General features: G+C 59.2%; 20 protein-coding genes. 7 read left to right on the top strand and 13 right to left on the bottom strand.

Features of this window, described 5'->3' with window-relative positions:
* Positions 1-33 precede the first annotated feature (33 nt).
* The gene (locus CYR55_RS15080) at positions 34-822 is read left to right on the top strand and encodes an AraC family transcriptional regulator (RefSeq protein ID WP_101817204.1); all 789 of its coding nucleotides are present in this window, start codon (positions 34-36) and stop codon (positions 820-822) included.
* Here the strand turns inward: CYR55_RS15080 and CYR55_RS15075 are convergent.
* A complete protein-coding gene (locus CYR55_RS15075; protein ID WP_101817203.1) occupies positions 815-1,453 on the bottom strand; it encodes a LysE family translocator in 639 nt (212 codons plus the stop codon). The two genes, CYR55_RS15080 and CYR55_RS15075, sit on opposite strands and share 8 nt — an antisense overlap.
* A 262-nt stretch (positions 1,454-1,715) precedes the next feature.
* Between CYR55_RS15075 and CYR55_RS15070 the strand changes: the two genes are divergently transcribed.
* From CYR55_RS15070 to treA, 3 genes are all read left to right on the top strand, one after another.
* Positions 1,716-2,324: a TetR/AcrR family transcriptional regulator gene (locus tag CYR55_RS15070; protein WP_241522163.1), complete on the top strand. Its 609-nt coding sequence runs from the start codon at positions 1,716-1,718 to the stop codon at positions 2,322-2,324.
* Between the two features lie 96 nt (positions 2,325-2,420).
* Complete coding sequence (locus CYR55_RS15065; protein ID WP_101817201.1) at positions 2,421-3,329, top strand: alpha/beta fold hydrolase; 909 nt, start codon at positions 2,421-2,423, stop codon at positions 3,327-3,329.
* Between the two features lie 265 nt (positions 3,330-3,594).
* Positions 3,595-5,265 carry an alpha,alpha-trehalase TreA gene (gene treA, locus CYR55_RS15060; protein ID WP_101817200.1) on the top strand — a complete coding sequence of 557 codons (1,671 nt, stop codon included), beginning with the start codon at positions 3,595-3,597 and terminating at the stop codon, positions 5,263-5,265.
* Between the two features lie 147 nt (positions 5,266-5,412).
* Here the strand turns inward: treA and CYR55_RS15055 are convergent, their stop codons facing one another.
* Positions 5,413-5,643, bottom strand: coding sequence for a non-oxidative hydroxyarylic acid decarboxylases subunit D (locus CYR55_RS15055; RefSeq protein WP_101817199.1), 231 nt, complete (start codon positions 5,641-5,643; stop codon positions 5,413-5,415).
* A gap of 10 nt (positions 5,644-5,653) precedes the next feature.
* Positions 5,654-7,081 (bottom strand): non-oxidative hydroxyarylic acid decarboxylases subunit C, encoded by a 1,428-nt coding sequence (locus CYR55_RS15050; protein WP_101817198.1) that lies wholly within the window; start codon positions 7,079-7,081, stop codon positions 5,654-5,656.
* Between the two features lie 246 nt (positions 7,082-7,327).
* On the opposite strand from CYR55_RS15050, the gene CYR55_RS15045 reads away from it, so the two are divergent.
* Positions 7,328-7,747 (top strand): MarR family winged helix-turn-helix transcriptional regulator, encoded by a 420-nt coding sequence (locus CYR55_RS15045; RefSeq protein WP_101817197.1) that lies wholly within the window; start codon positions 7,328-7,330, stop codon positions 7,745-7,747.
* 45 nt (positions 7,748-7,792) lie between these two features.
* Here CYR55_RS15045 and CYR55_RS15040 read toward each other — a convergent pair whose 3' ends face one another.
* The gene (locus tag CYR55_RS15040) at positions 7,793-8,662 is read right to left on the bottom strand and encodes an SDR family oxidoreductase (RefSeq protein ID WP_101817196.1); all 870 of its coding nucleotides are present in this window, start codon (positions 8,660-8,662) and stop codon (positions 7,793-7,795) included.
* 105 nt (positions 8,663-8,767) lie between these two features.
* On the opposite strand from CYR55_RS15040, the gene CYR55_RS15035 reads away from it, so the two are divergent.
* The gene (locus tag CYR55_RS15035; RefSeq protein WP_101817222.1) at positions 8,768-9,655 is read left to right on the top strand and encodes a LysR family transcriptional regulator; all 888 of its coding nucleotides are present in this window, start codon (positions 8,768-8,770) and stop codon (positions 9,653-9,655) included.
* A 76-nt stretch (positions 9,656-9,731) separates the two neighbouring features.
* Here the strand turns inward: CYR55_RS15035 and mdtI are convergent, their stop codons facing one another.
* The 8 genes from mdtI to nac all read right to left on the bottom strand — a co-directional run bounded on the left by mdtI (position 9,732) and on the right by nac (position 15,447).
* Complete coding sequence (gene mdtI / locus CYR55_RS15030; RefSeq protein ID WP_101817195.1) at positions 9,732-10,061, bottom strand: multidrug/spermidine efflux SMR transporter subunit MdtI; 330 nt, start codon at positions 10,059-10,061, stop codon at positions 9,732-9,734.
* Complete coding sequence (gene mdtJ / locus CYR55_RS15025; RefSeq protein WP_101817194.1) at positions 10,048-10,398, bottom strand: multidrug/spermidine efflux SMR transporter subunit MdtJ; 351 nt, start codon at positions 10,396-10,398, stop codon at positions 10,048-10,050. Before mdtJ ends, mdtI begins: the two co-directional genes overlap by 14 nt.
* Positions 10,399-10,848: 450 nt before the next feature.
* On the bottom strand, positions 10,849-11,586 hold the full coding sequence (locus tag CYR55_RS15020; RefSeq protein WP_101817193.1) for an amino acid ABC transporter ATP-binding protein: 738 nt from the start codon (positions 11,584-11,586) through the stop codon (positions 10,849-10,851).
* 9 nt (positions 11,587-11,595) lie between these two features.
* Positions 11,596-12,351: an amino acid ABC transporter permease gene (locus tag CYR55_RS15015; protein WP_101817192.1), complete on the bottom strand. Its 756-nt coding sequence runs from the start codon at positions 12,349-12,351 to the stop codon at positions 11,596-11,598.
* Between the two features lie 5 nt (positions 12,352-12,356).
* Complete coding sequence (locus CYR55_RS15010; protein ID WP_101817191.1) at positions 12,357-13,052, bottom strand: amino acid ABC transporter permease; 696 nt, start codon at positions 13,050-13,052, stop codon at positions 12,357-12,359.
* A 15-nt stretch (positions 13,053-13,067) separates the two neighbouring features.
* A complete protein-coding gene (locus CYR55_RS15005; RefSeq protein ID WP_101817190.1) occupies positions 13,068-13,820 on the bottom strand; it encodes an SDR family oxidoreductase in 753 nt (250 codons plus the stop codon).
* Between the two features lie 124 nt (positions 13,821-13,944).
* Entirely contained in the window at positions 13,945-14,391 is a 447-nt protein-coding gene (locus CYR55_RS15000; RefSeq protein ID WP_101817189.1) for an acetyl-CoA carboxylase biotin carboxyl carrier protein, read from the bottom strand.
* A 132-nt stretch (positions 14,392-14,523) separates the two neighbouring features.
* Positions 14,524-15,447, bottom strand: a complete 924-nt coding sequence (gene nac, locus CYR55_RS14995; RefSeq protein WP_101817188.1) for a nitrogen assimilation transcriptional regulator NAC — start codon at positions 15,445-15,447, stop codon at positions 14,524-14,526.
* A gap of 317 nt (positions 15,448-15,764) precedes the next feature.
* Here nac and CYR55_RS14990 point away from each other — a divergent pair, with 317 nt between their 5' ends.
* Positions 15,765-16,967, top strand: a complete 1,203-nt coding sequence (locus tag CYR55_RS14990; RefSeq protein ID WP_101817187.1) for a pyridoxal phosphate-dependent aminotransferase — start codon at positions 15,765-15,767, stop codon at positions 16,965-16,967.
* A 55-nt stretch (positions 16,968-17,022) separates the two neighbouring features.
* On the opposite strand, the gene CYR55_RS14985 is transcribed toward CYR55_RS14990, so the two are convergent.
* Positions 17,023-17,793, bottom strand: coding sequence for a 5-oxoprolinase subunit PxpA (locus CYR55_RS14985; protein ID WP_101817186.1), 771 nt, complete (start codon positions 17,791-17,793; stop codon positions 17,023-17,025).
* Between the last annotated feature and the right edge of the window lie 8 nt (positions 17,794-17,801).

The following is a 17,801-nucleotide window of genomic DNA, read 5'->3' as shown; positions in this document are numbered from 1 at the left end:
CATTATTGTTACGTCAGGTCTGGGGCGGTGGTAATGCTGCATTCTGCAGAGTGGTTCAGTCAAAACGGCATCGAGTGCTCACGGGTCACCGCCTGTGATTCCGGCTTTCCCCGGCATCTGCATGATGAGTACGTGATCAGCGCGAACCTCACCGGCACCGAAGAGATCTGGCTCGCCGGCCACACCGGGTACGTGAAAAGTGGCCAGGTGACCCTCTATAACCCCGGGACGATTCAGGCGTCACGCTTTGGCAGCGAGCGCGTGGAGTTCGTCAGCGTGCATCTGCCTCAGAGTCTGTTAAAAACCATGGCAGCGGAACACAACGTGCAGAGTGGCCATGAAGCCCCCGTGCTGCGGGAGGGTATTCTCAACGACCCGCGGCTGTTTGGCGCACTCTGTCGTTTTGCTGACTCGGCGCATCAGGATGCCGGCAGCAGCCAGGAGCAGGAACTGGTGCTGCTCTGCGGTGAACTCCTGGAGCCGCAGGCGGTTTTAAACCGCGATGAGGAAAACAGGCTTCAATGGGTCATTGACTATTTACGCGAAAACCTCAGCGTTAAGCCCCAACTTGACAGGCTGGCCGAGGTGGCAGGCCTGAGTAAATATCATCTTGTCCGCCGGTTCACGCAGCACACCGGGATGCCGCCCCTGCAATACCATATGCAGCTGCGCCTGCATCAGGCGCGCAACCTGCTGCGCAATCATGTTCATCCCCTGGATGCCGCGATTTCACTGGGATTTTATGACCAGAGCCACTTTATCAACGCGTTTCGCAAAGTCATGGGGACGACGCCCCATCATTACGCTTCCCAGATCAGGTGATGTTGAATTCCCGGTACCCAGACACAATGACGTAAACGGCAAAGTAGCTGAAGATCACGGCTGACGCGATATACGAATAGTTCAGTAAGCGAGGCCCCAGAAGCTTACCGCCAGCGCTGCCGACCAGACACAGCACGCAGGTCCAGAACACGCCCGCAAGGAAAAAGCCGCTCAGAAACCAGGACGAGGCCGTTACGCTGTGCTGCCCCATCCGGGAGATGAGGGCGCCGCCTACCGTTGCAAACCAGAGTATGGCGCTGGGCGATGACATGGCGAGCAGCACCCCCCGGCCGAACTCGCGGAACAATGAGCGGGACGGGTGCGGTTCGTTCATCGTCAGCTCAGCGGATTTTTGGCAAGCCGCTGCGATCATTTTGACCGCGAACCACACCAGCAGCGCTCCCCCGCCTATCCACAGCGTCCACCGAACAGCCTCATACTGCAGCAGTACCGCCATCCCGGCCAACGCCAGTAACGCATAAACCAAATCACCGACGCAGGTCCCGATCCCCAGCCAGAACCCATGGAAATACCCCCGCTGCATGGCAAGCGTAATCATGGCGATATTGGCAATCCCGATATCCAGGCATAGCGACAGGCTCAGCAAAAATCCATTTGAGAATTGCATCATAGGATGACGCCTTCGGGATGATACGGGCCGGGTGCCGGCCAAAAAGGCATAGTAAACATGCGGTGTCCTTCCTTTGGGGTAATGAGGCATTCAATAAATCATCCCGCAGCTTTGTGGTATTGGAAAGAATTGCGGTCAGCTCATCGGCTGTTCCGCTGTTTCGTTTTCAGCAGCGCTTCATACTACAGAATCTACATACTTTTCATTCCGGCGAATATATGGGAGTATTTAGGAATCGATTGTTTCCTAAATGATAAACATCATGCCTGAGAACCGCCCGGCAACCCGTGAACGAGGTCGCCCGCGAGAGTTTGACCGCGAAACAGCGCTGGATCTGGCCATGTTGGTATTCCGTGAAAAGGGTTACCACAACGCCTCGGTCAGCGATCTGAGCGCGGCCATGCAGCTCACGGTTGGCAGTATCTACAAAGCGTTTCATGACAAACGCGGCCTGTTCCTGCAAGTCTTCGCGCGCTATACCTCGCTGCGCAATAAGGCGCTCAGTGAGCGGCTGGCACAACACCCTGATGGCCGCGCAAAAATTGCAGAACTGTTGCGCTTCTACCTGGAGTCTGCCAGTGATATCGAAGGGCGGCGCGGCTGCCTGGTGGTCGGCAGCGCCGTTGAATTACAGCAGCTGGATGCCGAACTTTCAGGCCTGGTGCAGGCCGCCCTTACGCGTAATCTGCGCTCTATCCTGCAATTGATTGAACAGGGCCGGCAGGACGGCTCGGTTAATCCACAGCATGATGCTGACGCACTCAGCGGCGTGCTGCTGTGCCTGGTGCTGGGTATGCGTGTGGCAGGAAAAACCGGGGACTTACCGGCACGCGAGCGACTGATCGCCACAGCCCTCACGCTGCTCGATTGACGACTCCCCCGCCCTAACGGGCGGGGCCTTACGTGCAAAGTGATAAAATTTTTCCCTAATAAGGAAATGATCATTTCCTAATATCCGGAGGTTAACATGTCTGACACTGTACTCACCCAACCCTGGTCACAACCGGTGGCCGGCCTGCCCGGCTTTGCCCACTATTACGCGACGGTAGAGGGCGTCCGGCTGCACTACGTCAGGGGCGGCAACCCGCAGGGGGAGATATTGCTGCTGCTGGCGGGCTTCCCGCAAAGCGGGTACGCCTGGCATAAAGTGATGGCCCGATTGGCCGACCGTTACCAGATCGTCGCGCCAGACCTGCCCGGGCAAGGCGACTCTGACAAGCCGCAATCCGGTTACGACACCCTTGCCCTGGCCGCGAAAGTGCAAGGGCTGATGCAAAAACTGGAGATGGAACGCTACTATCTCGCGGCCCATGATGTGGGTGCCTGGGTGGCCTGGCCTTATGCCATGCGTTATAGCCCGCAGGTCATTAAACTGGCGCTGCTCGATGCAGGTATTCCGGGCATTACGCTGCCCGATGCCTTGCCTGCCACACCGGATAAAGCCTGGAAAACCTGGCATTTCGCGTTCCATTTATTGCCGGATCTGCCGGAAGCATTAATCGAGGGGCGGGAAGAGATTTATCTGGAGTGGTTCCTGCGGCGCAAAACCGCCAGCCCCATGGCCTTTAGTGATGCCGATATGGCGGAGTATGTGCGGTTGTTAAAACAGAACGGTGCGCTGCGTGCCGGGCTGGCACCCTACCGGGAGGTGGCTGTGTCAGCGGCGCAGAACCGGGCGCTGTGCGAGCAGGGTAAACTGACACTGCCGTTGCTTGCCATCAGCGCCGATCAGGGGTCTATTCCCGATATGGCCGCGCCGCTGCGCCAGTTTGCGGATGACGTCACCGGCATCATCCTCAGCCATAGCGGCCATTTCATCCCCGATGAACAACCCGAGGCACTGGCTGAGGCGCTGGCGACGTTTTTTGTCAGGTAAGCAGCTGAAATCGCATCAGCCCTGCTTATCCATCATGGGCTGACATTCCGGCCGGCTGCGGCCCCGTTTATTAACCGGCTGCCTCCCCTATGTGTGGCAAATCATAGGGGTTACGCTGCCCTGCTCCGCCGCTGCCGCGGGGCAAAACCCTCACCCAACTCACATTTTCCGGCCTGATTACAGGCAAATTGTTCACTTTCGTCTAAAGTTTTTTGACTGGTCAACTACTTACAGGCCATGTCTGGCCTGGACAAGGAGAATACTGATGATGAAAAAGGCCGTAACCTCCCCCTGGAAAGGTGCGCTGCTCGTGCCTTTGCTGCTAACCGGCACGCTGGCAACGGGGTCTTTTTATGCTCAGGCGGCAGATGAACAGCGCCTGGTAACCCGGGCACCCCTGCCGCCTGATGTTCGCCTGGGGCCGCTCTACCACGCGGTGCAGGCGGCGAAGTTCTTCCCGGATCAGAAGACATTTGCCGATGCCGTGCCGAAATATGACCCTGCGGCGATTCTGGCCGACTGGCAGATGCAAAAAGGCCAGCATAATTTTGATCTGAAGCGCTTTGTCGACGCCAACTTTACCCTGCCGGCCAAAGGGGAAACCTATGTGCCGCCTGCCGGGCAGAGCCTGCGCGAGCATATTGACGGCCTGTGGCCGGTGCTGACGCGCACCACCGACAAAGTCAACCAGTACGACTCGCTGCTGCCGCTGCCGAAGCCGTATGTGGTGCCGGGCGGCCGCTTCCGCGAGATTTACTACTGGGACAGCTACTTCACCATGCTGGGGCTGGCGGAGAGCGGCCATTGGGATCGCGTACAGGATATGGTGGACAACTTTGCCCACGAGCTGGATACCTACGGCCACATTCCCAACGGCAACCGCAGCTATTACCTGAGCCGCTCGCAGCCGCCGTTCTTTAGCCTGATGGTGGATGTGCTGGCGCAGCATAGCGGTGACAGCATCTACGTGAAGTACCTGCCGCAGTTACAAAAAGAGTACCAATACTGGATGGCGGATGCGCAAAGCGTGGCGGCGGGCAGCGCCAGCAAACGTGTGGTTAAACTGAAAGACGGCACGGTGCTGAACCGCTATTGGGATGCGCGCGACGTGCCGCGTACCGAATCCTATATGGATGACATCGCCACGGCAGACAAAGCCACCTCGCGCAACAAAGCGGAGCTTTACCGCGATCTGCGTGCCGGGGCGGCCTCCGGCTGGGATTTCAGCTCCCGCTGGTTTGACGATCCGAAAGATATCTCCACTATCCGCACCACCGACATTGTGCCGGTGGATCTGAACGCCCTGCTGTTCCACCTGGAAAAAACGCTGTCGCGTGCCAGTCAAGCCGCGGGCAACCAGAGCGACAGCCAGCGCTATGCCGAGATGGCAGAAAAACGTCAGGCTGCCATCAACCGCACACTGTGGAATGCGCAAGGCGGCTGGTATGCCGACTATGACTGGAAACGCAGCAGCGTGCGCACCCAGTTAACTGCCGCCGCGCTGTTCCCGCTCTATATGCAGGCCGCCAGCGACGATCAAGCCGCGAAAACGGCCGATGCGGTGGAGAAACAGCTGGTGAAAGCCGGGGGCCTGGCCACCACCAATGTGCACAACGGCCAGCAATGGGACGCCCCTAACGGCTGGGCGCCGCTACAGTGGGTGGCGGTTGAAGGGTTGGATCACTACGGCAAACAGACGCTGGCAAAAGAGATCGGTATGCGCTTCCTGGATAACGTTCAGGCCACTTATGACCGTGAGCACAAGCTGGTGGAAAAATATGTGATTGAAGGGAATCTTGGCGGCGGCGGCGGCGGTGAATATCCGTTGCAGGATGGTTTTGGCTGGACGAACGGCGTCACGCTGAAGCTGATGGATAAGTACTGCCCGAAAGGCATTACCTGTAACAATGTCAGCGATATGAAAAAAGCACCGTAGCCCTGGGCTGCCCGGCCCTGCGGCCGGGCGTTTTATCGCCCTGCTTCCTGGTTATGCCTTCCTTTTTACAGCGGTGTCAGGCCAGCCCTGCGCTTTTTCGGCCGTCCCTGTGGATCAGTCACGCCTGGATAATCACCCCGGCGTTGTTCAGCGGCTGGTCAGCAGCGGCGGAATGGCAGGCACTTCCGGCGCGTTATCAATGTCTTCCTGCGTCATGCGGAAGGCGTCGGGATAGTGTTCGCGCTGCGTACGGCGCGCCGGTTCGGTATCGCGCCAGGTATAGAGGCAACGCTGACACTGATAGACTGTCCAGACGCCCCGAACAGGCGAGGTGGCCATGGTTTCAATGTGCTCATCGGCACAGCGGGGACAGATCATGTGCTTCTCCTTATTTGCGGTTGGCCAACATGGCCGTCAGTTTCTCTACCCATTGCGCGGTTTCCGGCAGATCTTTTACCGGCTGGCTGTAGTGGCCGCGGTTATCCGGGGAGACAGGCGTGGTGGCATCAATAATCAGTTTGTCGGTGATCCCCGCCGGGCTTGAGCCGGGGTCAAGTTCCAGTACCGACATATTGGGCAACTGCACCAGATCGCCGGCCGGGTTCACTTTGGAAGAGAGCGCCCACATCACCTGCGGCAGGTCGAACGGATCGACATCCTCATCCACCATGATCACCATTTTCACGTAACCCAGCCCATGGGGAGTGGTCATCGCCCGTAAACCCACGGCGCGCGCGAACCCGCCATAGCGTTTTTTGGTGGAGATAATCGCCAGCAGCCCGTGCGTGTACATCGCATTCACCGCCTGCACTTCAGGGAATTCCGCTTTCAGCTGCTGGTAGAGCGGCACACAGGTGGCGGGGCCGATCAGATAATCGATTTCCGTCCAGGGCATGCCGAGATAGAGCGACTCAAAAATCGGCTTACTGCGGAAAGAGACCTTATCGATGCGCACCACCGTCATGTTGCGGCCGCCGGAGTAGTGGCCGGTAAATTCACCAAAGGGGCCTTCAATTTCACGCTTGCGCCCTTCGATCACCCCTTCCAGGATCACCTCAGAACCCCAGGGCACGTCAAAGCCGGTAAGCGGTGCCGTGGCGATCGGGTAAGCGCTTCCACGCAGCGCCCCGGCCATCTCATACTCTGACTGATCGTATTTCAGCGGCGTGGCCCCCATCAGGGTAATGATCGGATCGTTGCCGAGCGTAATGGCAATCGGCAAATCCTCGCCCCGCTCTTCCGCTTTATGCAGATGCAACGCGATGTCATGCATCGGTACCGGTTGCAGGCCGAGTTTGCGTTTGCCTTTGACCTCCATCCGGTAAATGCCGACGTTCTGCTTGCCGAAGTGGTCAGGATCCAGCGGGTCGCGGGACACCACACAGGCTTTATCCAGATAAAACCCGCCGTCGCCGTCGTTGAGCCGGAACAGCGGCAGGATATCAAACAGGTTGATCTCATCATGGTCTACGCTATTTTCTGCCCAGCCGGGGTTGTCCCGGCGCTCAGGCGCGACGGGGAAGTTATCCCAGCGGCGGATAAACTCATCCACCTGCTGTTTAACCGGCGTATTGGGCGGAAGGCCGAGTGAAATGGCGTGGTTTTGCCACGAACCGAGGGTGTTCATCACCACGTGGGCATGGTTAAACCCTTTAATGCGGGTGAATGACAGGGCCGGTGCCCCTTCGCCAATGCGGCCGGTGGCGTTGGCAGCGGCGGCGATGTCCGGCTCGGCGTTGACTTCTTCGTCGATGTGCAACAGCTGCCCTTGCTCGTCCAGTGCCTTAAGAAAACTGCGTAAATCATCAAATGCCATGGTGATGCCTCCTGGTTAGCGCACGGCGATGAAACAGGTTCGCGCTGCGCTTGCGCAACATTGAGATTAATATGTTCGTGTGCGAACTATATAATTAACCTAACGCCGAATTGCGACGCTGACAATATCAGGCCAGTAAAAAAGTTCGCATACGAATGTTTCAGCGGGCACCGGACGTGGCGGTTCCGGTAGAGTTACGGAATAAGGTATTCTTGCGCTTTTACAGGCCGGCACCGGTATCCCTACATGAAAAATCACCTTGGCAATATCCCCTTTCACCTGATGCGGCAGCTGTTTCAGGAGCATACCGCGCTATGGCAAAAATCCCTGCCTGAGCTGACGAAGCAGCAATATTCGGTGCTGTGTGCGGTGGCGGAAAAACCCGCGATTGAGCAGATGGCGTTAATGGGGGATGCGCTGATGACCAAAGCCACCCTGGCGGAGCTGCTGGTCAGGATGGAGCAAAAAGGGCTGGTTCACCGGGCGCCGGGTGAGACTGACCGGCGTCGCCGCCTGATTACCCTGACGCCAAAAGGGGCGACCGTGCTTGAGCAGGCCCGCCCGGTGGCGGACGCGGTGGATTCCGTCTTCCTTGCCCGGCTAAATACGCCACAGCAACAGGAGCTGGTGACGCTGCTGCAAACCCTGCTGGCCGAAAAGAGGTAACCCGGCCCGGCAATATGGCGATGACGGGCCGTATTCCGTCACGCATCAGCCCGCAGAAAGCACGCCGGCCGCAAACTCACGATAGGTGTGCAGCGGACGTCCCAGCAGGGCGGTCAGGCGGCCGGTGTCGCCCGCTTCCGGGATCAGCCCGTCACTGACAAAGCGTTCGGCCATCAGACGCATTTCATAGGCCATCCAGGTTGGCATAAACGCCGCCAGATTCTGTTCGAAGCCGCTGGGGTCATCTCCGCCATACGTGACCGGGCGGCCCAGTACTTCAGACCAGAGCGCGGCGACGCCCGGCCCGGTCAGGGTGTCTGGCCCCACCAGGTTAATCACGCCGGACGGAAGATCACCCTGCGCCTGGTCACGCCGGATAAGCTCAATCGCCGCGACCTCCGCGATGTCCCGTACGTCAACCATGGCTATCCCTTTCGTGCCGATGGGCATCGGGTAGACGCCGTGCTGGGTGATGACGTCCTTAATCTGGTGATCGTTATCCATAAAGTAGGCCGGGCGCAGCACCGTGGCGCTGAACCCCATCTGTTCGATCATCCGCTCAGCCCCCGCCTTCACCGCAAAATGGGGCACATTCACGAAACGATCGGCATGCAGCACCGAGAGATAGACAACCCGCCGGACGCCACATTCACGTGCGATGTTCAGGGTGATGATCGCCTGGGTGAATTCGTCACCCGTGACCGCATTGAGCAGGAACAGCGCGCTCACACCAGCGAAGGCGGCGCGTAACGCAGCAATGTCCAGCATGTCCCCCTGCACGACCTCTGCGCCTGCCGGAAACCGCGCCTTCGCGGGATCGCGGGTGAGCACCCGGACGGCCGCGCCGCGGTTAACGAGTTGTTCAACGACATGGTGGCCAACGCGGCCCGTTGCACCTGTGACGAGAATAGTCATGGTATTTCTCCAGAAGGTTATCGTTATCGACGCCCTGAGTATCCCTGATCCAAATACAGGCGAATAGCCGCTATAATCAGACATGGCGTCTCACTGGTGGAACAGATGGACCTTCTGGCACTTAACGATTTTAACCTCGTTGCCCGGCATGGCGGGTTCGGCAAGGCGGCCCGCGCCACCGGGCGCCCCAAGGCGACGTTGTCACGGCGCGTCACAGAATTAGAGACAAGCCTTGGTGTGCGGTTGTTTGAGCGCGGCCGTACCCTCCGGCTGACGGAGGAAGGGCAGGCGCTGCACGGGCGTACCGGGCAGTTGCTGACTGAGCTTGAAGAAGCCGCCTCCGCGATAGCCTCCGGCGGCAGCACCCCACGGGGCCGGTTGCGGATCAGTGCTCCCCTGCTGTTTGCGCAGGCGGCCATGGGGAAACTCGCCGCAGGCTTTCTGCGGGACTATCCCGATGTGCAGCTGGAGGTCACCACCGATGATCGTGAAGTCGATATGATCGACGAAGGATACGATCTGGTGATCCGGGTCAACCCCAAAGAGGATGAAACTTTGATTGGCCGGACGTTTCTGCATGACCCGCAGGTGGTGGTGGCCAGCCCAGAGCGGGCGCCGCCGGCTGAGGGCGTGAGTGTCCCGGTGGTCATCCGCGGGGCAACCGGGCAGCAAAGCCACTGGACGGTCATGACCCCGGCGGGGCCCTTAACCCTCGCCGTTAACCCAGTGCTTTCGCTCTCTTCGATGGTTATGGTGCGTGATGCCGTCAGGCTGAATGCCGGTGTGGCCTGCCTGCCGTTGTCTCTGGTATTTAACGATCTGGCGTCCGGCCGGCTGGTTAAATGGGGTGACAGTGAAGGCCCGGCAGCGGCGCTATGGGTACTCTACCCCTCGCGCCGCTTGCTTAGCCCGCGGGTCTCCGCTTTCCTCGCCTACCTGAAGAAAAACTTCCCCCGGGGCACCGCTGAAGAGCTGGCTCACTTCATCGGGTGACGCAGGCGGAGGCTGTTTGGCATCCCGCCCCGCAGGTGATGAGAGGGGGATGCCCCAGGCAGCAACAGGTTGCCCCTTACGCAAATTTGATCAGTACCATACCGGTGGCCAACAGCCCCATCCCTAGCCAGCCGCGGCGGCTTAACCGTTGCCCGAATAAAATCCAGCCCGCGGCCACCGTCGCCGCCAGGCCAAACCCGCCCCATAAGGCATAGGCGACCGATAAATCGATCCCTTTTACCGCCTGTGCCAGGGCGCTGAACGCGGCCAGCACGGCGGCCAGCGAACAGAGGCCATAGAGCGGGCGGCGGAAACCGTCAGCGTATTTCAGCAGGATATTCCCGGCGATCTCAAGCCCGGTGGCCAGGGCCAGCCAGGCAATATGCATCCCCTCAAATGTGGCCATGGCGCAGCTCCTTACGTGCCTGCATGCCGGATTTAATCAGCACGATGCCCGCAATCAGCGTCAGTAACCCGGCAATTTTCATCGCAGACAGGGTTTCGTCAAACAGCGTGACGCTGAACAGCGTAATAAACAGAATGCCGATCCCTTCCCACATGGCGTACGCCACACCCAGCGCAATCCGCTTCACGGCAAAAGAGAGGAAAATATAGGAGAGCGCAATCATCACCAGCATAAAAACATAGCCTGCATGGCCGCCCTCAATACCCGCCCACTTCATCGACAGGGTGCCGATAATCTCCGCCGCAATGGCAAACGTTAATAACATCCAATACCGCATACGTTCTCTCCTGAGAGACATCATCGTGACGCACGCAGGCCATGACGCAAAACAGGGCGTCAAACGCTGCGCGAAAATGAAATAAAAGAAATCAGAAAGGAGAGAACGGGGCTACAGGGCAAAACGCCAGTGCCGATCGCAGAGCAGGCCGCAGGAATCAGAAAAGAGGAGAGCAGGGGTAAACAGGCCAGGGGTGAACATTTTGTCCATAATTTTACAACTTATCCACGTTGTTGCTTTTCCTCGGTGTGGATGAATAATTGTCCTCAGTTGTTGTGGGTGTATGGATTCTGCCATAAGCAAAATCTATTTTGCCGGCATTTGCATTTCTTTACCTAATGATTAGGGCGCATGATGCCCGCTGCCCGCGTCCCCGCTAACGCTAAATCCTGACGCTAAAACGTTAAATAGGAAGGCGGGTTTTATATCCCGCCATCAGGTGCAGCGCCTTTAATGTACCAGCAGGTCACTGAGGAAGCGGCGGGCGCGGGCGTGCTGCGGCGCCCGGAAGAAGGCGTCCGGCGTGGATTTTTCCAGGATCTGCCCCTGATCCATAAACCAGATGGTATCGGCGACGTCGCGGGCGAAATTCATTTCGTGCGTCACGCACATCATGGTCATGCCTTCCTGCGCCAGGCCGCGCATCACGTTAAGCACCTCGCCTACCATTTCCGGGTCCAGCGCGGAAGTGGGTTCGTCAAACAGCATCACCGGCGGTTTCATCGCCAGCGCACGGGCAATGGCGACGCGCTGCTGTTGCCCGCCGGAAAGCTGCGCCGGGTAGGCATTGGCTTTATGTGACAAGCCCACCCGTTCCAGCAGCATACCTGCATGTTGCCGCGCCGCTGAACGCTTCTCACCCAGCACTTTCACCGGCGACATCATAATGTTCTCCATCACCGAAAGGTGCGGGAACAGGTTGAAGTTCTGGAAAACAAAGCCAATGCGGGTGCGCAACTGATTCAGGCGCGTGCTGCTGCCGTGAATGTCCAGGCCATCGAACAGAATTTCGCCCTGCTCAATCGGCTCCAGCCGGTTGACCGTGCGGATCAGCGTCGATTTGCCGGAGCCGGACGGCCCGCACACCACCACCACTTCGCCGGTTTTGATCTCGGCACTGACGTTGGTAAGCGCCTGATAGTCGCCGTACCACTTATTGACCTGGTTAAACATAATCATCGGGCGCATGGCTGCTCCTTATTGGGGTTGCGTTTTGCTGAGCACCAACGGTGCGGCGGTGCCGCCCGCTTCGGGGCGTTCATTACGGCGTTTATGGGCAATGTGCGCCTCAAGTCGGTTCGCCAGCCAGGTCAGGCTGTAGCAGATGATGTAGTAGCTCAGCGCCACGATAGCGAACACCTGAAACGGCTTGGTCAGCAACTGGTTACTCACCTGATTGGCGGCGTAGGTCAGTTCCGGCACGTTGATCACATAACCCAGCGTGCTGTCTTTGATGATGGAGACCAGCTGGCTCACCAGGCTGGGCAGCGTGTTGAACAGCGCCTGCGGTAAAATCACCAGGCGCAGGGTTTTCATGTGGCCCATGCCCAGCGCACGTGACGCCTCATACTGGCCTGACGGCAACGCCTGAATACCGCCGCGCACAATTTCCGCGATATAGGCGCTCTCATAAATCACCAGCGTGCAGAGCATGGTGGTGAAGCCGCTGATGGTATGGCCGATCAGCAAAGGCACGCAGAAATAAGTCCAGAACACCACCATCATCAGCGGGATGCCGCGCAACAGGTAGACCCAGCAGGCGGCGGGCCAGCTCAGCCAGCGCCACGGCGACAACCGCGCCAGCCCCAGCAGCACCCCCACCGGAAAGGCCAGCAGCACCGCCAGCACAGAAATCAGCAACGTACAGAGCACGCCGCCGAGCGGGCCGCTGGGGTATTGCCCCATCAACAGCAACAGGCCGTTGTCATGCAAAATGGTGAACATATCAAACATGGTGGTTACCTCGCATAGGCACGCTGAAAGTGGCGCGCCAGCAATGCCCCTGCGCCCATCAACAGTAAGGAGAAGGCCAGATAACCCACAGTGGCGATCACATAGGCTTCAAAGGTGCGGAAGGTCTGGTTTTCAATGTCACGCGTGACGTAGGTGAGATCGGCCACCCCAATCACCATCGCCAGGCTGGTATTTTTGAACAGTAACACGCTGTGGTTAATCACGGACGGCAGCGCATTGCGTATGCCCTGCGGCAGAATCACCAGCCGCATTGATCGCACATACCCCATGCCCAGCGCGCGGGCGGCTTCAGTCTGGCCCTCCGGGATCGCCCGCAGGCCGCTGCGGATATCCTCTGAAAAGTAGGCCGCCTGGCACAACCCCAGGGCAAACAGCGAAAACAGAAACTCCGCGTTGAATTCATTCACCCACATCTGTACCGCATCCGGCAGCAGCGTCGGGATCGCGAAGTACCACATCATCAGCTGAATCAGCGTCGGCACATTGCGGTGATAGGAAACGTACGCCGACACCAGCCACTGTGCGCTGCGGCTGTGAGTCAGGCGGATAACCACCAGGATCAGCGCAATGAACATGGCCAGCAGCCAGGCACCCAACGCCAGTTCCAGCGTGACCACCGTGCCGTCAATGATCATCTGGCCATAGTGGCCGCTCATCACGGTGCTGAAATCGAGTGCCATGGTCAATCCTCCTGGTCAGTTCAGGCTATCACCGGGGCGCAGGGTGGAGAGGCCACCCGGTACCTGAAGGGTGGGCGTGATTTCGATATTGCCGATATTGACGGCGATCGGGGCGGACAGGGCAAAGGCCACGCAATCGGCGATATCCGTTGCCTGCGGCAGCTCAAAGCCGTCAATAAAACGGCGTCGCGCCTCTTCATGGTCCCCCGACACATTGCCGAAAATGTCAGTGGCAACCCGGCCGGGGCAGATCTCAGTAACGCGGACCCGTTTGCCGTAGCAGTCGACGCGCAACTGACGCGATAGCGCGTGGACGCCCGCTTTGGTGGCGTGATAGACCGAATTGCCGTTGAAGTTATAGATCGCCGCGATGGAAGTGATGTTGATGACGTGGCCGCAATCGCGCGCCACCATGCCCGGCACCAACAGGCGGCACAGGTGCAGCACCGCCCGCAGGTTGACATCCACCTGGGTGTTTACCACGTCCTCATCGGCCTCAAGAATCGACCCGGGATGGGACACCCCGGCATTGTTCACCAGAATATCCACCTGCATATCGCGGCACAGGGCAGTCAGCGCGGGTAAATCCGCGACGTCAAGCGCATGCGGGATGCAGCCGGTACGGTCAGCCAGCGCCGCCAGCTGATCTTTACGCCGCGCCACCGCATGTACGGTGATACCTTCCCGGCACAGGCGCTCCACAATCGCTTCGCCCATCCCGGCGGATGCGCCGGTCACCAGCGCCACTCTGTAATCTGAAAATGGCATCTCGCCTCTCCTCGGTATATTGCGCGACAGGTCGCGCGGTCGGTTAATGCCTGTTTTTTGACTCTATGCAGTTCTGCCCGGCGGGTATAAGACATAAACGCACTGAGGCAATAAGGCTGACTTATCACGCTCCGGCTATCGCCGCGATCAGCATGACAGGGCTGCCAAATTCCACCGCCTGATCCTGTTCCACCGTAATACGCGCTATCACGCCCCCAACCGGGCTGCGCAGCGGCAGGTAAAGCGCACCGACTTTGAGCAGCGCCAGCAGCTCATGCTGTTTTACCCTCTGGCCCGGCTGGACCCAGGCCGCATCCTGTTGGGGATGGCGCAGCACCACCCTGCCCGGCATCGGCGCAGGGAGCGGTGTGAATTCAGGGGGGGCATTGTTGCCGGGCGGCGTACAATTGGGCGACGTACAATGGGGCAGCGGCGTACCGGCGGGGCGCACCGGGTAGCGCAGTGTCAGTGACCAGTGGCTATTGTGCAGTTCGATTTCGTGCAGCCCCGACGCATGCATTTTTTTCGCCAGCTGGCGAATGTGATCGAGGGCGAGTGCGTTCTTTTCCATATCCCATCCGTTGCGGGCCAGCAGTTAAGGCGCGCTGGGCCCATATCGCCCACGCGCCGGAGCAGTGACTCTAACGCGGGGCAGCATCCCTGCCATAAGAGGCTTTCGCTTTACGGTAATAAGCCGCGCTTATCAGCCCACCAGCGTGAGCGGGCGGTTATCGACGGTGCGGCGGGCCATCAGCTGCAACAGAATATCTTTTACCGCCTCCGCCGGTTGCGACAGCGGCAGGTGATCGGACATGCAGAACGAGAGCGAGGTCAGCACCTCCGGGGCGATGATTTTCGCCATCCAGGCATCCGCGGCTTTCAGCATGCCGCGTGCCGCCGATTCCGGCATGATGGTGCAGCCCATGCCGGCGGCCAGCGCGGCGTTGAGGGTGGTCTGGGATTCGATTTCGCACTTCACGCGGTAGGTCAGCCCGGCATGGATGAACGCATCATCAGCCACTTTGCGCATGATGTTATAGATGCGCGGCATGAACAGGTCATAGCCTGCCACGTCGGCCAGGCGGATTTCATGCTGGGGTTTGCCCAGCGCATTGGGGCAGACAAAATACAGCTCTTCTTTCATTAGCGGGATGAAACGCAGGCCATGAATATTGCGGTTATCGTAGATCACTGCCATATCCATCCGCCCATTCATGATCAGTTCGCTGAGCGTAGTGCCGAAGTTTTCATTGAAGTAGAGCACGATGCCGGGATGCCGCCGCTGGACTTCCGCCATCAGCGGCAGCGCGAGTTGCTGGGCGGCGGTGCCGGGTGCCAGCCCCACGGAAACATGGCCGGAAAGCGCCCGCCCCGCACCGTCAATCGCACTTTGCGCCTGATCGCACTGGCGCAAAATCGCCTGGGCATGGGCATAGAGGATGTTGCCTGCCTCGGTGGGCGTCACGCCGCGCTTGGTGCGGATCAACAGCTGCTGGTTGACTTCGCCCTCCAGCGTTGCTAACTGCTGGCTCAACGCCGGCTGGGCAATATGCAGGATGTCAGCGGCCTGCGTCAGACTGCCCACATCCACAATTTTAATGAAGTATTTCAGGCGACGAAGGTTCATGGGCGGGTTCTCGTGTCATAACATGTCTTTATCACACGCAAGATCGGTGCCAGAACGCGCTGACCGGCAGATACAGCCGCTTAGCGCGGTGTTCTCTTTACTCTATGCCAGGTAAAGCGGAACAGGGCCGGGTAAACCGGCGCGGGCTGCACCAAACCTGTGCAGCGCCCGGCATGACCTATTGCATTGGGTTATGTCACCACAGGAAAGCGTTATTATCTGCCCCCGCCGCCCCCGCCCTATTCTCGGTCTGAACCTTGCTGCCGCAGAGGCTTTCGCCCGCGGCTTTCTGACCAGCCACCTGGAATGAGTGCGCCATGCCTGATATTGCCGATCGCTTAACCCATGTTTCTGTTTCTGCCTCCGTTGCCATGACGCAAAAAGCGCGCGATCTCGCCGCGCAGGGCGTCGATGTTGTCGGGCTTTCCACCGGCGAGCCGGATTTTCCGACGCCGGAACACGCCACAGAGGCCGCCTATGCCGCCGCACGCGCAGGCGATACGCGTTACCCGCCCACGGACGGCACGCCCGCTTTACGGGCGGCCATTCAGCGCAAATTCCTGCGTGATAATGAACTGCATTATGACATCAGCCAGATCCTCACCGCCGGCGGGGCCAAGCAGATTATCTTTAATGCCATGATGGCAACCCTCAATCCCGGCGATGAGGTAGTGATCCCGACTCCTTCCTGGATAAGCTATGCGGATATCGTGAAATTTGCCGGGGGGACGCCGGTGCCGGTGGCCTGCCACGAGGAACACGGCTTCAAGCCGCTGCCCGCCGATCTCGAGGCCGCTATCACCCAGAAGACCAAATGGCTGCTGATTAACTATCCCAGCAATCCTACCGGTTCGGTGGCCGGCCTTGATGAGCTGCGTGCCATGGCGGAGGTGATGCTGCGCCATGAGCACGTCTGGATACTGACTGACGATATCTACGAACACCTGATCTATGACGACATAACGTTCTGGACGCTGGCGCAGGTTGAACCGCGCCTCTACAACCGTGTCCTGACGGTTAACGGCGTGTCGAAAGCCTATTCCATGACCGGCTGGCGGCTGGGATTTTGTGGCGGCCCGGCCCCGTTAATCAACGCGATGAGCAATGTGAACACCCAGAACAGCGGGGGCGTCACCACGCTGACGCAGGCGGCGGCAGTCGCGGTACTGGATGGCCCGCAGGATCTGCTGAAAGCACGGGCGGCCATTTACCGCGAGCGGCGTGATTACGTGCTGGAACGGCTGGCCGCGATCCCCGGTGTGCGTTGCCATACCCCGCAGGGCGCGTTTTATCTGTTTGTGAATATCGCAGACGTTATCGGGAAAACCAGCGCGGCGGGGCGTAAAATCAACAATGACGCGGATTTCGTGATGGCGCTGATTGAAGAGCAGCATGTGGTGACGGTACCGGGCGCGGCGTACGGCATGAGCCCCTATTTCCGGCTCTCTTACGCCACCAGCATGGAACGGCTGCACACCGGTTGTGACCGGATCGCCGCCTTCTGCGCGGGTTGCCGTTAAGGGTACCGTGGGGGAAGAGAGGGGGCCGGGCGGTCCCCTTTTTATTCCTGCTTTATTACTGCGCCAGCACGTCAGCGGCGGGGGCAATGCAATCGCCGTTGGCATCAATTTCACTGCGTACCACGCCAGCCAGTTCGACCGAGCCCGGCGTATCACTGTGGATCAGGATAGAGCGTGCGCGGATCGGCAGTAACTCACCTTCAAGGGTGGTTACGGTGCCGTGCTGCAAAAACTGGCGGACCCGCGCCCGCACTGCCTGCTCCCCGGTGATAACCGCCCCCGCCACGCCACGCGGTACCAGCCCGCCGTTGGCATCGTAGGCCCGGTCAGCGAGAAATAGCGTCATGGCAGGCAAGCCCGCAGCGGCGGCGGCGCGTTCAATCAGGGTATCGGGCTGTGAGAAGATAATGAGCATCGGATCAATACGTGCAATCGCCTGCATGACCTGTGAGGCCAACGCCGCGTCGCGGTTAATCATCGTGCCCATCGCTGCATGGAAACTGACATGCGCTACCCGTGTGCCTTCCACCTGAGCAATGGCACGCAGCGCCCCGAGTTGGTAGATGACCTGCTGGCAGATCTCATCCGCGCTGAAAGGCAGCGCTTTGCGGCCAAAACCCTGCCGATCCGGGAACCCGGGATGGGCACCGATGCCGACGCCATGCGCTTTCGCCAGCCGCACCATACGCGTCATGATCGCCGGGTCACCCGCATGAAAGCCGCAGGCGATATTGGCTGATGACACCCTCTTCATCAGGGCGGCGTCATCACACAGCTGATACACCCCAAACCCTTCGCCCATATCAGAATTTATGTCAATTTTCATGCGGTTGT

The sequence above is a fragment of the Chimaeribacter californicus genome (assembly GCF_002858675.1).
GTDB classification, from domain to species: Bacteria; Pseudomonadota; Gammaproteobacteria; order Enterobacterales; family Enterobacteriaceae; genus Chimaeribacter; species Chimaeribacter californicus.
Note: the sequence above shows the minus strand (reverse complement) of the source record. Positions and strands in the feature narration are given on the sequence as shown.